The following is a 13,784-nucleotide window of genomic DNA, read 5'->3' on the forward strand; positions in this document are numbered from 1 at the left end:
GGGGGGGGGGTGGGTGGGGAAAACCCCCGCCCCGCCACCCCCGGCGCCGCTGCGAGGGCTCACCACCCGCCTGGACCTTCGCCGCAGGCCGCCACCCACCCCCCGCCGTACCGTGAATCCGGCGCTTCGGAAAATTCGGGGCGAATCGGACCGGCACCGCGGAGGGCGGCTCACATGGCACGGGACTCCGACGCGACGACGCCCCTCCCCACGACCCACACCGCCGAAACCGCCGAAACCGCCACCCCGGCCGGGCAGGCCCTCGTGCCGGTGGCCCCCACCCCCCTCTCCGCCGACGAGGCCGAGGCCCACGTCCGCCGCAACGCCTTCGCCGCCGCCCCACCCCTCCGCACCGGCGTCGAGCTCGAGTGGTTGGTGCACGACCGCCGCGACCCCGGCCGGCTGGTGCCGGCCGACGTGCTGGACGCCGCGCTGCTGCCGCTCGCCGTGCCCGGCGCGCTGCCCGGCGGCTCCCGCGTCACCCGCGAGCCGGGCGGCCAGGTCGAGCTGAGCGGGCCGCCGGCGACCAGCCTCGGCGGCTGTGTCGGCGCCGCCGCCGACGACGTGGCCGCGCTGCGGCACGTCCTGGCGGCCGCCGGCCTGACCCCCGTCGGCGTCGGACTCGACCCGCACCGCACCCCGCCCCGCGTGCTCGACGCCCCCCGCTACCGCGCGATGGAGGCGTACTTCGACCGCTTCGGTCCCGGTGGCCGGATCATGATGCGGGCCACCGCCTCCGTCCAGGTCTGCGTCGACGCGGGCGACGAGTCCGCCGGGCCGACCGGCTACCGGGCGCGCTGGCTGCTCGCCCACCGCCTCGGCCCCGTGCTGGTCGCCGCGTTCGCCAACTCCCCGCTCTGGCGCGGTCGTCCGACCGGCTGGCGGTCCACCCGGCAGGCGTTGTGGGCCCGCATCGACCCGGGCCGCACCCGCCCCCCGGCGCCGGACGCCGACCCGCGCGCTGCCTGGGCCGAGTACGCGCTGGACGCGCCGCTGCTGTGCGTCCGCCGCGACCCGCCGGCCGCCTGGACCGCGCCCCACGCCCGCTCCTTCCGGTCGTGGCTCCGCGGCCCGCACGGACGCCAGGACCGGCCGCCCGCCCTGTCCGACCTGGACTACCACCTCAGCACCCTCTTCCCGCCGGTCCGACCGCGCGGCTGGCTCGAACTCCGCATGATCGACGCCCAGTCGGGAGACGACTGGATCGTCCCGGTCGCCGTCGTCCGCACCCTGCTCGACGACCCGGCCGCCGCCGAGGCCGCGCACCGCGCCACCGAGCCGCTCACCGGAGGCGCCCCGCTGCCCCGCCCGGAGCTCTGGCTGCGCGCCGCCCGCCACGGTCCGGCCGATCCGCTGCTCGGCCCTGCCGTCCGCGCCTGCCTGGCCGCGGCCGAGGCCGCGCTGGCCCGGGACCCGGCCGACGCCCGCCTGCGCGCCACCGTCGGCCGCTTCGCCGACCGCTACGCCGAACGCGGACGCTGCCCGGCGGACGACCACCTCGACAGCCTGGACCAGCGCCGACGCCGACCGCCGCTGGAAGGGGCCCGCCGTGACTGACCACACCCTCGCCGGGCCCGACACCCAGCCCCGGCCCCAGCCCCAACAGCCGGCACCGGACGAGATCGCCGCCGCCCTGGACGCCGCGCGGCGCCGCACCCACGCCCTCACCGACTGCCTGCCCGAGGACGAACTCACCGCCCAGCATTCCCCGTTGATGTCCCCCCTGGTCTGGGACCTGGCGCACATCGGCAACCAGGAGGAGATCTGGCTGGTCCGCGCCGCCGGCGGCCGGCCCGCGCTGCGCCCCGAACTCGACCAGTACTACGACGCGTTCCGCCACCCCCGCGCCGACCGCCCGGCGCTGCCGCTGCTCGGCCCGGGACCCGCCCGCCGCTACCTCGCCGAGGTGCGGGCCCAGGCCCTGGACGTGCTCGTCGACGCGTCCCCCGAGGCCCTTCTCCTCTTCCGGATGATCGCCCAACACGAGCAGCAGCACGACGAGACGATGCTCGCCACCCACCAACTCCGCGGCGGCCCCGCCGTCCTCGACGCCCCCGCCCCGCTCCCGGCGCCGGCCGACGTCGCCGCGCTGCCCCGCGAAGTCCTCGTCCCCGGTGGCCCGTTCACCATGGGCACGGACGCCGCCGCCGACCCCTACGCGCTGGACAACGAACGCCCCGCGCGCCGCGTCGACGTGCCCGCGTTCTGGCTGGACACCACCCCGGTCACCAACGCCGCCTACCAGGAGTTCGTCGCCGACGGCGGCTACCGGGAGGCCAGGTGGTGGCACCCGGAGGGCTGGCTGCACCGGGTCCGGGCCGACCTCACCGCCCCCGCCTTCTGGCGCCGGGAGCGCGACGCCTGGCTCCGCCGCCGCTTCGGCCACACCGAGCCCGTGCCCCCGAACGAGCCCGTGGTGCACGTCTGTTGGTACGAGGCCGACGCCTACGCCCGCTGGGCGGGACGCCGGCTGCCCACCGAGGCCGAGTGGGAGAAGGCCGCCCGCCACGACCCCGCGACCGGCCGCTCCCGACGCCACCCCTGGGGCGAAACGCCGCCCACCCCCGAGCACGCCAACCTCGGCCAGCGGCACCTGGGCCCCGCCCCCGCCGGGAGCTACCCGGCCGGCGCCGCGCCCTGCGGCGCCCGCCAACTCCTCGGCGACGTCTGGGAGTGGACCGCCACCGACTTCACCGGCCACCCCGGCTTCGCGGCGCACCCCTACCGCGAGTACAGCGAGGTCTTCTTCGGCACCGGGTACAAGGTGCTGCGCGGCGGCTCCTTCGGCACCGACCCCGTCGCCTGCCGATCCACCTTCCGCAACTGGGACTTCCCGGTACGCCGCCAGATCTTCGCGGGATTCCGCACCGCCCGCACCGCCCGCACCACCCGCGACGCCGACGCCCCCGCCGGAGGCCGGTGATGTGCCGCCACCTCGCCTACCTCGGCCCGCCCCGGGCGCTCGCCGAGATCGTCACCGACCCGCCGCACAGCCTCTACGCGCAGTCCTACGCGCCCCGCCACCAGGTCGGCGACGACCAACCCGCCCTCAACGCCGACGGCTTCGGCGTCGGCTGGTACCCGCCGCACGACCGCGCGGGCCCCGTACGCTACCGGCGCGCCGTCCCCATCTGGGCGGACGCCAACTTCCCCGGCCTGTCCCACCTGTTGCGCAGCGGCGCGGTGCTCGCCGCCGTCCGCTCCGCCACCCCGGGCAACAGCCTCGACGAATCGGCCGCCGCGCCCTACGCGTTGGGCCGCTGGCTGTTCTCCCTCAACGGCTTCGTGCAGCGCTGGGAGTCGCTGCCGGGCGACACCGGCGAGCCGCTCTCCGCCTCCGACCTGCTCTCCATGGAGGCGCACACCGACGCGGCCCTGCTCTGGGTGATGATCGCCCGCCGGCTCACCGCGGGCACCCCGGCCGCCGACGCGCTGGCCGAGGTCGCCGGGCTCACCGCCGCCGCGCGCCCCGGGGCCCGCCTCAACCTGCTGCTCACCGACGGCGAGGCCATCGCCGCGATCCGCCGCGGCGCCTCCCTCTACTACCGCAGGTCGACCGGCGAGGTGACCGTCGCCTCCGAGCCGACCACCGACGACCCCGACTGGCACGAGGTCCCCGACCAGTCGCTCCTCCTCACCACCCAACACACCGCGGAGATAGCCCCGTTGTGACCCTCGCGAAAGGAACCCCCCATGCCCAACTCCACCACCGGCGACTTCACCGTCGAACGCCGCGTCGCCGCCGACCACTTCGCCCGCGCACTGCGGGCCGACGTCCAGGCCGGGCTCACCGAGAACCCCAAGACCCTGCCGCCCAAGTGGTTCTACGACGCCCGCGGCAGCATGCTCTTCGACCGCATCACCCGGCTCCCCGAGTACTACCTCACCCGCGCCGAACGCATGGTGCTCCGGGCCAACGCCGAGCGGATCGCCGAACTCACCGCCGCCCACACCCTCGTCGAACTCGGCTCTGGCTCCTCGGCGAAGACCCGCATACTCCTCGACGCCCTCACCGCCGACGGCACCCTGCGCCGCTACGCCCCCCTCGACGTGAGCGAGTCCGCCCTGACGTCCGCCGCCGAGAACCTGGCCGCCGCCTATCCGGGACTCCGGATCACGGCCACCGTCGCCGACTTCGAGACCGACCTCGCGCTCCCCGACGCCTCCGACGCGCCCCGCCTGGTCGCCTTCCTCGGCTCCACCCTCGGCAACCTCGACCCCGAACAGCGCGCCGCCTTCCTCGGCCGGCTCCGCCAGGCCCTCACCGCACCGGGCGACGCGCTGCTCCTCGGCGTCGACCTCGTCAAGGACCCGGCCCGCATGCTCCGCGCCTACGACGACGGCCAAGGCGTCACCGCCGAGTTCAACAAGAACCTGCTCACCGTCCTCAACCGCGAACTCGACGCCGACTTCGACCCCGGCGCCTTCGACCACCGCGCGATCTGGAACGAGGAGGACGAACGCATGGAGATGCGGCTCCGGGCCCGCATCACCCACACGGTCAAGATCCCGACGCTCGACCTCACCCTCGACTTCCTCCGCGGCGAGGACCTGCGCACCGAGATCTCCTGCAAGTTCAGGCGCGAGGGCCTGGAGCCGGAGCTGACGCAGGCCGGCTTCACGCTGGAGCACTGGTGGACCGACCAACAGGAACGGTTCGCCGTGCTCCTCGCGCTGCCGGCCTGAGTCTTCGGGTCGGTCAGCTCCCGTCTCCGACCTCGATGTGCCGCTTGCCGGTGCCGGCCGCCTTGGGAATCCGCACCGTCAACAGGCCGTCGCTCAGCGTCGCGGTCACGCCCTCGGCGTCCACCTGGCCCGGCAGCATCGTCCGGTACTCGAACCGGCCGGTGCGCCGGGTGCCGCGGTGCAGCGTGCCCTTCCGCTCCTGCTCCGCGAACTCGCCGCTGATCACCAGCTGACGCTCGTCCAGCTCGATGTCGACGTCCTCGCGCCGTATCCCGGGCAGCTCGCACTCGATCAGGTACGCGTCGTCCAGCTCCGTCAGATCCGCCAACGGCGCCCACGCCGTGGGCCTCGCCAGCCCACCGCCGACGGTCGATTCGAGCAACGTCCCCATCCGGTTGAACAGGTCGTCGAACTCGGACATCGTGTCCCGCCCCCAGGACCGCCGACCGTCGATCACGGGCCGCTGTCGTCGCATGGGAAGTGTCATGACGGCTCACCTCCAAAAGGAGAAATCGTGACAATTCCGCCACTTCCCATGCTAGTGAACCCACCCGCCCCCTGTCACACCTGCCCCCGGGCCCCCCGCGAGCCGCCTGCCGGCACCGGACCACCCGCTACACTGTCGACCGACGCGCCTTCGTAGCTCAGGGGATAGAGCACCGCTCTCCTAAAGCGGGTGTCGCAGGTTCGAATCCTGCCGGGGGCACCGTGTGAACGCCCCGGACCGATCATGGTCCGGGGCGTTCGTCATCGTCAGCCGCCGGCCGCCTTGGCGATGATGCGCTCCATCTCCTCCCGGTCGAAGGCCCGCAGCGTCGTGGAACGGACGTTGCCCACCCCGGCCAGCTGGAGAAGTGCCGCGCCGGCGGTCGCGTCGTCCGGCGCTTCGAGGACGACCACGAGGTCGTAGGGGCCGACGGTCCAGTAGATGCTCAGCAGCTCGGCCCCCAGCCGCCGCACCGCCGAACCGAAGGTCTCGGCGCGCTCCGCGGTGTCCTCGTAGTTCCGGACCCCCTGGTCGGTCCAGTTCAGCAGGGCGACGTACGTCGGCATCTTCCTTCACCTCCGCTAGGGGACACATCGCGAGGTCAAGCCTGGCCGACCGTGCCGGAACCCGCACGAGGTGCGCGCCCGAACGAGGGGTGCGGGCCGCCCCGACCGCCGAGGCGCCGGTTCCGGTTCGGTGCGAGCATGGGGGGATGGGTGACGGGGTGGGGCGGGAGGGGTTGTTGCCCGTCGGGTGGCCGCTCGCGGTGCTGCTCGTCGGTCTTTTGGTGGCCGCCGGTGGGGTGGCGGCGTTCGCGAGTCTGACGCGGGACGACGGGCGCGGCTACGCGCGGTCGGTGCTGGTCGCCGGCGGGCGGGCGGTGGCGCAGCTGGCGGCGGTGTCCGTGCTGATCGGCTGGGTCGTCGGGTCGTGGGCCGCGCTGGCCGGGTTCCTGCTGGTGATGTACGCGGTCGCGGTGTGGACGGCGGGGCGGCGGGTCACCGACGACGGGAGCTGGTGGTGGGTCGCGGTGCCGATCGGCGCCGGTCCCGTGCCGGTGCTGGCGGCCGTGTCGGCCACGGGCCTGGTGCCGGCGCGGGGGATCACGCTGATCCCGGTCGCCGGGATCCTGATCGGCGGCTCGCTGACCGCGACGGCGCTGGCCGGCCGGCGGGCGCTGGAGGAGCTGACGACGCGGCGCGGTGAGGTGGAGGCGGCGCTGGCGCTCGGCCTGCCGCCCCGGGAGGCCCGGCTGGAGATCGCGCGGACCGCCGCGTCGGGGGCGTTGATCCCCGGCCTCGACCAGACCAGGACGGTGGGTCTCGTCACGCTGCCCGGCGCGTTCGTCGGCATGCTGCTCGGCGGGGCCTCGCCGGCGCAGGCCGGCGCGGTGCAACTGTTCGTGCTGCTGGCGCTGTTGGCGGCGCAGACCATGGCGGTGGCGCTCACGCTCGAGCTGGTGGCGCGTGGCCTGCTGCGCCGGGACGGTTAGCGGTCCTCGGCGGTGACCTGGCGCAGGGTGCGGCCGGTGCGGGCGGAGCGGGCGCGTTGGGGGTCCGGGGTGCCGCGCTCTGAGGCGTGGCGGTCGGCGCGCTTCACCAGCAGCCAGGCGTTCTCGCGGAACCTGGTGAGGGCGTAGCCGCCGTGCAGCTTCGCGCCGTCGAGGCGGAAGGACAGGTGGCCGCGGTGCAGCGCGTCGGCCACCGGGCGGCCCTCGACCTGGTAGGTGCCCTCGTCCCAGATGATCACCGGCCCGGCGCCGTACTCGCCGCGGCCGATGACGCCCTCGAAGTCGCGGTACTCCAGCGGGTGGTCCTCGGTCGGCATGGCGAGCCGCTTGTCGTGCGGGTCGGTCGAGGGGCCCTTGGGGATCGCCCAGGACTTCAGGACGCCGTCGGCCTCGAGGCGGAAGTCGAAGTGCGTGGTGGAGGCGTCGTGGATCTGCACGACGAAGCGCGGCGCGCCCTCCGGCGGGCCCTCGCCGCCGCTGGGTTCGGTCGTCCTGGCGAAGTCCCGCTTGCGCCGGTACTCCGTGAGATCCCTGGCCACCCTGCCCATGCTGGCAGTGGCGAGCCCGGTCCGCATCCTCAGTCGACGGGGGAGCCGTTCCGCAGTTCGACGGTGTGGCCGTCCCGGCGGGCGGCCACGGCCGCCCGGACGCGGCGGGCCAGCAGCGGGATCAGCCGCTCGCCCACCAGAGCCGGCTCGACGAACGCGAACGCCCGCAGTTCGTCGGCCGGGAGGCGGATCCCGGCGACGTCCTCGGGCGAGAGCCGGCCGCTGTCGTAGACGTGGGTGAGGGCGTCGCTCCTGCCAGGACGCGGCCCCGCCCAGTCGACGACCAGCAGCCGCCCGGGCGGGCGGACCAGACCGAGCTCCTCCTCGACCTCCCGGGCCGCGCCCTCGCGCGGGCTCTCGTTCTCCTCGACCGCGCCGCCCGGGAGCTCCCACGGCTCCTTGTACACCGGGTCGACCAGCAGCACCCGCCCGTCGCCGTCCAGGAACAGCACGCCGGCGGCGACCCGCTTGCGCGGCAGCGACCGGTCGTAGGCGGAGAGTTCGGCGGGGTGCGAGGGAACGGCCATGGTCGGCAGGGTAGTCGGGTCGGCCGGCCGCGACCGGAGACTGACCGAGTACGTCGCCGAGCTATGTCAACTGACCGGCGCGTGACCGAGATTGACCAATTGGCCCGATCTGTGGGGGCATTCGTCGCCAGCGTATGAAGATCGTTCCGATTACGTCTCGTAGCGCTGGCATATCGGAGGGTTGACGTTGTAGCGTCCCCACCACACGACGGAGCCCGGCCAGGCGGCAACCAGGGACCGGGCCCCGCGAAACGTCAGCCTCGATCAGTGGAGGGCACATGCCTCCTGAACGCACGCTGCGGTTCGACCGTAGCATCCCCCGCCAGGCGGTGGTAGGAACGCGGCGGGCGCTTGCCAGGAAGGTCAACGGCGTGGCGAGGCCCGTTCCCGCGTCCGCCGCCGGCGGATCCGCCGGGGCCGCGGGCCGTTGACGGGCGGGGCCGCGCCGCCCCGCCCCGCCGGCCGGTACCGGCGGCCGACCGTCGTTTCGCCCGGCGGCCGACCGGTCTCGCGCCGACTTCCGGTGAGAAACCGACGTATCCCAGGGAACGTGTGTTGACCCCTTGCAAGAACGCCAAGTGCGGCAAGCCGATCGAACCCAACCCCGTCGGGCGTCCCAAGGAGTACTGCGACAAGCGGTGTCGGGACGCCGCATACCGGGCCGGACACGCCGTGCCGGCACCGAACGCCCAACGCTTCACGCCCTGCCTCCAGGACATCACCCGCGATCTCGCCCGCCGGGTCGAGGCGTTGGGGCGGGCCGCCGAGGCGGACGACCGCAGCGGGGCGCACGCGCTCCGGGTGCTGGAACTCGCCGCCGGGCTCGGCCCGGTGGTGGAGGACCTGGAGGCCGCGTCGGTGCAGCAGGCCCGCGACCGCCGGGTGCGGGCCGCCGAGATCGCGCGGCGGCTCAACGTCTCGCCCGGCCGGCTGCGCAGCCGCTGGCCCACCGACCGGGTGGCCCGCCGGATGCGTCAACGCGGCCGCGCCAACGGGGCGTTCATCGTCCGGCAGGGCTCGGACGCCGCGGCGGCCGAGGCCCCGGAGGTGACCGCGCTCGCCCTCGCCCTGGCCCGGCTGCAGCGCGCGAGCGGGCGCAGCCTGCGGGAGTTGGGGCAGCGCACCGGGGTGTCCGCCTCCTACCTGTCCCGGGTCCTCAGCGGGAAGCGCCGCCCCTCCTGGGAGTTGGCCCAGGCCCTGACCGCCGCCTGCGGTGGGGACCAGGCCGCGATACTGCCGCTCTGGCAGGCGGCGCGTCCACCCGCGCGTCCCCCGGCACGCACGCCCCCACGTACCGCAGCCCGCCCGCCCGCACCACGCACGCCGGTGAGTGCCCCGGCGCGGGCCGGGAGCGTCGGCCCGCCGGCGGCGGCCTTCGGCTGACCCGGGGCCGGCGCGCCACCCACCAGTGACCACGAGAGACCCCCTTGACCGTGCTCCCCCTGCCCTTACCCCCCGACTACGAGGCGTTCCTCGCCCTGCACCGCGAGCGCTACCTCGCCTACGCCCGCCACCACCGCCCCCACCCCGACGCCGACCGGGACGTCGCCGCCGTCCTCGAACAGCTGCTCCGCGGCTGGCGCGGCGTGCTGAGCCACCCCAACCCCGCCTCCCTCGCCTGGCGGCTGCTCACCGCCCGGATCCACCACCAGGCCGGTGAACAGCCGCCGGCCCAGTACGACGCGCACGTGCTGCACCGGGTGCTCGGCTACCCGGTGACGGCGGTGGCCGCCGCGATGGGGCAGACGCCCGCCACCGTCCGGTACCTGCTCGGCGCCACCGGCCGCTGACCGTCCCGCGCCGGCGTTCCAGGGGTCCGGTATCTCCGCAGGTCAGCAGCGGTTTCGGCGTTCCCGCATGCCTGATCGGCCGGCGACCGTTGAGGCCGGGACGGCGGCGGACGAGGCTGTGTTCCGTCAACGCGATCACGTTGGCACGACCACCTCAGCTCCGTCAGGGGGACCTTCGTCATGACGTTCCGTCCGGGCCTCGCCCGCGCCGCCTGCGCCGCCGCCATCAGCGTGGCCGCGCTGGCCGGCACGCTCGCCTTCGGCGGCGGCACCGCCACCGCGCACGACGCGCCCGCCGCGCACGCCTCGTCCGGAGGGCCGGCCATGCCCGCCGTGCCGAGCCCGCTCGCGCCGGGCGACCTGCCGCCCCACTCGACGCCGTGGACCGCGGGACCGCTCACCAGTGGTGCCGGCGACCCGCTGTTCTGCCTGGAGAACGCCGTCCCGGAGCGCGGCACGGTGCGGCGCGACTTCCGCACCGAGCTGGAGACCAACGCCACCCAGCTGATCATCGACCGGAACAGCCAGGCGGCCGCCCGCCGCACGGTCGCCACCCTGCGCGCCGCCGTCGAGAACTGCGCGGACGGCTGGGCCGGCCAGTACCCGGGTGCCACCGCCGAGTGGGCCGACTACGGCCCGATAGCGGCGGGCGACGGCGGCCGCGTCTACGGCGTCGGCACGTCGATGCCCGAGCTCACCGACGACGTCCACCTCTTCGCCGTCGGCCGCAGCGGCGACCTGGTGACGGTCGTGGTGTGGGGCGAGATGGGCACCCTGGCCTCGGCGCCGACCGACGCCTTCCGCGACACCGCCCGCATCGCCGTGGACCGCCTCGACGGCTAGTTCAGGCCCGGCGGTGGGTGAAGGGGACGCGCCCGGCACGGGGGTCCGGGCGCGCCCTGAGCGGCGGACGCCGCCACCCACGGCGATGATGTGACCATGACGCAGCGGCGTGCCGGCCCTGCCGGGGTCGCGGCCGGCGACCTTGGCACCGACTCACCGACCGGCCGCCGGGTGCTCGCCAGCGCCGTGCTCGGCTCCGGCATGGCGCAGCTCGACGGCACCATCGTGACCGTCGCGCTCCCCAGGATCGGGGCCGACCTCAACGTCCCGCTGTCCGACCTCCAGTGGACCCTCAACGCGTACATGCTCACGCTCGCCGGCCTGATCCTGCTCGGCGGCGGCCTGGGGGACCGCTACGGGCGGCGGCGCGTCTTCGTCTGGGGGGTGGTGTGGTTCACCATCGCCTCCCTGCTCTGCGGGATGGCGCCCAGCGGGACGGCGCTGATCGGGGCGCGGGCGCTGCAGGGCGTGGGCGGCGCGCTGCTGACACCGGGCTCGCTGGCGCTGATCCAGTCCTCGTTCCGGCCCGAGCAGCGGGCCAAGGCCGTCGGTCTGTGGTCCGGGCTCGGCGGGGTCGCCATCGCCCTCGGCCCCTTCCTCGGCGGCTGGCTGGTGGACGGTCCTGGCTGGCGCTGGATCTTCTTCATCAACGTGCCGTTCGCGGTGATCATCCTGGTGCTGACCAGGCGGGTGCCGGAGAGCCGCGACTGGGAGGCCAGCGGCCGCTTCGACATCCTCGGCGCCGCGCTGGCCGCGGTGGGCCTCGGCGGCGTCACCTACGCGCTGATCGGCCGCTTCTGGCCGGCCGCGGTCGGCGGCGTGGCGGCCTTGGTGGCCTTCGTGTGGTGGGAACGGCGGACTCCGCGCCCCATGCTGCCGCTCGGCGTCTTCCGCTCCCGGCTCTTCACCACCACCAACCTGGTGACGCTCTGCCTCTACGCGGCGATCGGCGGCGCCTTCTTCCTGCTGCCCACCCAGCTCCAGAACGGCCTCGGCTACGACGCGCTGCAGGCCGGCGTCGCGACGCTGCCGATGACGCTGCTGCTCACCGCGCTCTCCGGCCCCGCCGGGGCGCTGGCGCAGCGGATCGGGCCCCGGGTGCCGATGACGGTCGGCCCGCTGGTGGCCGCCTGCGGTCTCGTGCTGCTGCACCGGGTGCACCCGGGCGGCTCCTATCTGACGGACATCCTGCCGGCCGTCGTCGTGCTCGGCCTCGGCCTGAGCCTGTTCGTGGCGCCGCTGACGGCGACGGTGCTGGCCTCGCTGCCGGTGCGGCGGGCCGGGGTGGCCAGCGGCGTCAACAACGCGGCGGCGCGGGTGGCGCAGCTGTTCGCCGTCGCCGCGCTGCCGTTGGCCGTCGGGCTCTCCACCGACCAGTACCGGAACGCGAGCGCGGTGGACACGGCGTTCGGCAAGGCGGTGCTGATCTGCGCCGGTCTGATGGTGGTCGGCGGACTGGTCTCGCTGGTCACCGTGCCTGGCCGGCTCACGCCGGCGGCCGAGGGCGAGTCCGTTCCCCAGCCCGAGTGCACCCCGCACTGCGCGATCGGCTCGCCACCGCTCGAACCGGGCGGCGAGCCGAGAGGCGGCGAACGCTCAGGCCCTGACGCCGGCCCCGACCGGGCCGGGGGCGCGTAGCGGGCACGGCAGGCGTGGGTCGCTGTGGTTGGGGGAGCAGCCGACGACGTCGAGGGTGAGGTAGCCGGTGCCGCGCAGATACCAGCCGGCGTGCACGTCGCCGCCCCAGCCGAGGCGCTCCGCGGCCCGCTCGGCGCGGGTCGCCGCCTGCTCGCGGTCATGCTCCACGGCGAACGCCGGGGCGGCGCGCCCCAGCTCGCGCCGGAACCAGTCGGCCGCGTCCTCTGACGTCCGGCAGGTGTGGGCGATGGCGGAGGACGGGCGCAGCAGCCAGTCGCTGATCCGGATCGGGGTGCAGATGTTGGCGAGGAAACCGGGGGAGGGACCGAACGGGCCGGGCCGGCGGTCGGCCTCCTGGTCGTAGACGCGGCGTTCCCCCTGCCAGTGGTACGCGTGAAAGTGCGCGGGTGCCGTCACACCACTTCTGGGTCGTCAACGCCGCGCCCCGGCTGAACACCCAGACCGGTGACGGGCGGAGCCGGAAGTGCTCCGCTGGAAAACCGGTAGCCCGGCCGCGGGTGCGTCGTGGCTGATCGCGCGGTTCCCTGCGCCCCTTTGGGGCGCCGCCGTGCTGACCCGGAAGGACGTGCGGACGGCGCCGGGGGCGGGGTGACCTACCTCTCGGTGGGGGCGAACAGCTCCTCGGCCGTGGTGGCGTGGATCATTCGGAAGGCCCAGAGCTCCACTTCGTCCAGGTCGGAGCACGTCCGGATCCGCTCCTGCGCCTCCTCGGGCAGCCGCACGTCCCGACTCTCCAACACGCGAAGAACCGTCCGCGCGAGCCGCTGTGCGGCTTCCTCCCGGCCCGCGGCTTCGCCTTCGGCCTTGCCCTCCAGGTACCTCTCCTCGATCTCGAGGCCACGGCCCGGGAAGTAGATCTTCATCATTTTTCTCCAGATCTCGCGAGCCCGGGTGTCTCCCAGACCAATCTCAAGGAACTGCGAGTAGTAATCGACGGACGCGGCCGTCTCGCTGCGGAGGGCGGACGCCATCGCGTCCAGTATGTCCGGGGCCTCCGGCGCGTCGCCATGTGTCAGGGCCGAGAAGGCCGCCAGCGGCAGGTTCTCGGCGGCCACCGCCGGGTCGGTGATGACCGGGACGTTGCCCGGGCCGAGGACCAGGGGGTTGAGCCGGAGCGATGTCCAGCCGTTGGTGCCGAGGTGGAAGGGGCCGGCCGCCCAGTCGGCGGTCTTCTTGTCGCGGCAGACCACCAGGAGCAGTGTCGGGATCCGGTACTTGGCCTTGAGGTAGCTGACGTAGTACGCCCAGCTGTTGGCCTTGTCCGGGTCCTGTCTGCTCTGCGACTCGATGGCCAGGAGCAACTTCTCTCCGTCCCGCGAGGTGAGGCGCAGCACGCTGTCCACCCGGCGCTCCAATGGCCGGATCTCCGTCGCGTCGCCGTCGATGACCTCCACGCGCGCTGGTTCCGGCAAGTCGACGCCCAGGATCCGGAAGACGGGCGTCAGGAGGTTCTGCCGCTCCTGGAAGATCCGGTGTGCGGCCTCATGTCGGGATGTGACCATGCTTCGACCCTAAGGCCCCATGATCGACTAAACCGCCCGAACAGCGTAAGTTCACTCGTTCGAGTGGGGGGTGACGTCCGAGGTCAGAAGCGGTGTCCGCAGGCGAGGCAGATCTCGCGGCCGTCGGGGCAGGTGGCCCCGCAGCCGGGGCACTGTTTCAGGGCGACGGGGGTGGCCTGGGTGGTCAGTTCGCTGGTCGTGGTGGTCATACCTGGGTGGCTCTCTTCCGCTT

At 74.4% G+C, this 13,784-nt stretch carries 16 protein-coding genes and 1 tRNA gene; 10 read left to right on the plus strand and 7 right to left on the minus strand.

The window, feature by feature from the left end:
- Positions 1-174: 174 nt before the first annotated feature.
- The 4 genes from egtA to egtD all read left to right on the plus strand — a co-directional run bounded on the left by egtA (position 175) and on the right by egtD (position 4,686).
- A complete protein-coding gene (egtA, locus tag ACYVPE_RS12390) occupies positions 175-1,557 on the plus strand; it encodes an ergothioneine biosynthesis glutamate--cysteine ligase EgtA (RefSeq protein WP_461033565.1) in 1,383 nt (460 codons plus the stop codon).
- 64 nt (positions 1,558-1,621) lie between these two features.
- Complete coding sequence (gene egtB, locus ACYVPE_RS12395) at positions 1,622-2,923, plus strand: ergothioneine biosynthesis protein EgtB (protein WP_461033650.1); 1,302 nt, start codon at positions 1,622-1,624, stop codon at positions 2,921-2,923.
- Positions 2,923-3,672, plus strand: coding sequence for an ergothioneine biosynthesis protein EgtC (egtC, locus tag ACYVPE_RS12400; RefSeq protein ID WP_461033566.1), 750 nt, complete (start codon positions 2,923-2,925; stop codon positions 3,670-3,672). Before egtB ends, egtC begins: the two co-directional genes overlap by 1 nt.
- A 21-nt stretch (positions 3,673-3,693) precedes the next feature.
- Entirely contained in the window at positions 3,694-4,686 is a 993-nt protein-coding gene (egtD, locus tag ACYVPE_RS12405) for an L-histidine N(alpha)-methyltransferase (RefSeq protein WP_461033567.1), read from the plus strand.
- A gap of 13 nt (positions 4,687-4,699) precedes the next feature.
- Here egtD and ACYVPE_RS12410 read toward each other — a convergent pair whose 3' ends face one another.
- The gene (locus ACYVPE_RS12410) at positions 4,700-5,173 is read right to left on the minus strand and encodes an Hsp20/alpha crystallin family protein (RefSeq protein WP_461033568.1); all 474 of its coding nucleotides are present in this window, start codon (positions 5,171-5,173) and stop codon (positions 4,700-4,702) included.
- Positions 5,174-5,319: 146 nt separating this feature from the next.
- Here ACYVPE_RS12410 and ACYVPE_RS12415 point away from each other — a divergent pair.
- Positions 5,320-5,392, plus strand: a tRNA-Arg gene (locus ACYVPE_RS12415).
- A gap of 47 nt (positions 5,393-5,439) precedes the next feature.
- Here ACYVPE_RS12415 and ACYVPE_RS12420 read toward each other — a convergent pair.
- Entirely contained in the window at positions 5,440-5,739 is a 300-nt protein-coding gene (locus ACYVPE_RS12420; protein WP_461033569.1) for a GYD domain-containing protein, read from the minus strand.
- 146 nt (positions 5,740-5,885) lie between these two features.
- Here ACYVPE_RS12420 and ACYVPE_RS12425 point away from each other — a divergent pair, with 146 nt between their 5' ends.
- Complete coding sequence (locus tag ACYVPE_RS12425) at positions 5,886-6,665, plus strand: ABC transporter permease (RefSeq protein ID WP_461033570.1); 780 nt, start codon at positions 5,886-5,888, stop codon at positions 6,663-6,665.
- On the opposite strand, the gene ACYVPE_RS12430 is transcribed toward ACYVPE_RS12425, so the two are convergent.
- Positions 6,662-7,231: a DNA polymerase ligase N-terminal domain-containing protein gene (locus tag ACYVPE_RS12430; RefSeq protein ID WP_461033571.1), complete on the minus strand. Its 570-nt coding sequence runs from the start codon at positions 7,229-7,231 to the stop codon at positions 6,662-6,664. The two genes, ACYVPE_RS12425 and ACYVPE_RS12430, sit on opposite strands and share 4 nt — an antisense overlap.
- Before the next feature lie 29 nt (positions 7,232-7,260).
- Positions 7,261-7,758, minus strand: a complete 498-nt coding sequence (locus ACYVPE_RS12435) for an NUDIX domain-containing protein (protein WP_461033572.1) — start codon at positions 7,756-7,758, stop codon at positions 7,261-7,263.
- A gap of 555 nt (positions 7,759-8,313) precedes the next feature.
- Here ACYVPE_RS12435 and ACYVPE_RS12440 point away from each other — a divergent pair.
- The 4 genes from ACYVPE_RS12440 (at position 8,314) to ACYVPE_RS12455 (ending at position 12,029) form a co-directional block, all read left to right on the plus strand.
- On the plus strand, positions 8,314-9,141 hold the full coding sequence (locus tag ACYVPE_RS12440) for a helix-turn-helix domain-containing protein (RefSeq protein WP_461033573.1): 828 nt from the start codon (positions 8,314-8,316) through the stop codon (positions 9,139-9,141).
- Positions 9,142-9,185: 44 nt separating this feature from the next.
- Positions 9,186-9,548 (plus strand): hypothetical protein, encoded by a 363-nt coding sequence (locus ACYVPE_RS12445; protein WP_461033574.1) that lies wholly within the window; start codon positions 9,186-9,188, stop codon positions 9,546-9,548.
- A gap of 180 nt (positions 9,549-9,728) precedes the next feature.
- Positions 9,729-10,391 (plus strand): hypothetical protein, encoded by a 663-nt coding sequence (locus ACYVPE_RS12450; protein ID WP_461033575.1) that lies wholly within the window; start codon positions 9,729-9,731, stop codon positions 10,389-10,391.
- A gap of 96 nt (positions 10,392-10,487) precedes the next feature.
- The gene (locus ACYVPE_RS12455; protein WP_461033576.1) at positions 10,488-12,029 is read left to right on the plus strand and encodes an MFS transporter; all 1,542 of its coding nucleotides are present in this window, start codon (positions 10,488-10,490) and stop codon (positions 12,027-12,029) included.
- Here the strand turns inward: ACYVPE_RS12455 and ACYVPE_RS12460 are convergent.
- The 3 genes from ACYVPE_RS12460 to ACYVPE_RS12470 form a co-directional block, all read right to left on the minus strand.
- The gene (locus tag ACYVPE_RS12460) at positions 11,988-12,446 is read right to left on the minus strand and encodes a hypothetical protein (RefSeq protein ID WP_461033577.1); all 459 of its coding nucleotides are present in this window, start codon (positions 12,444-12,446) and stop codon (positions 11,988-11,990) included. The two genes, ACYVPE_RS12455 and ACYVPE_RS12460, sit on opposite strands and share 42 nt — an antisense overlap.
- A 197-nt stretch (positions 12,447-12,643) precedes the next feature.
- A complete protein-coding gene (locus tag ACYVPE_RS12465) occupies positions 12,644-13,552 on the minus strand; it encodes an RpnC/YadD family protein (protein ID WP_461033578.1) in 909 nt (302 codons plus the stop codon).
- 83 nt (positions 13,553-13,635) lie between these two features.
- Positions 13,636-13,761: a hypothetical protein gene (locus tag ACYVPE_RS12470; RefSeq protein WP_461033579.1), complete on the minus strand. Its 126-nt coding sequence runs from the start codon at positions 13,759-13,761 to the stop codon at positions 13,636-13,638.
- Positions 13,762-13,784 lie beyond the last annotated feature (23 nt).

It is taken from the genome of Streptomyces mayteni (genome assembly GCF_054783955.1).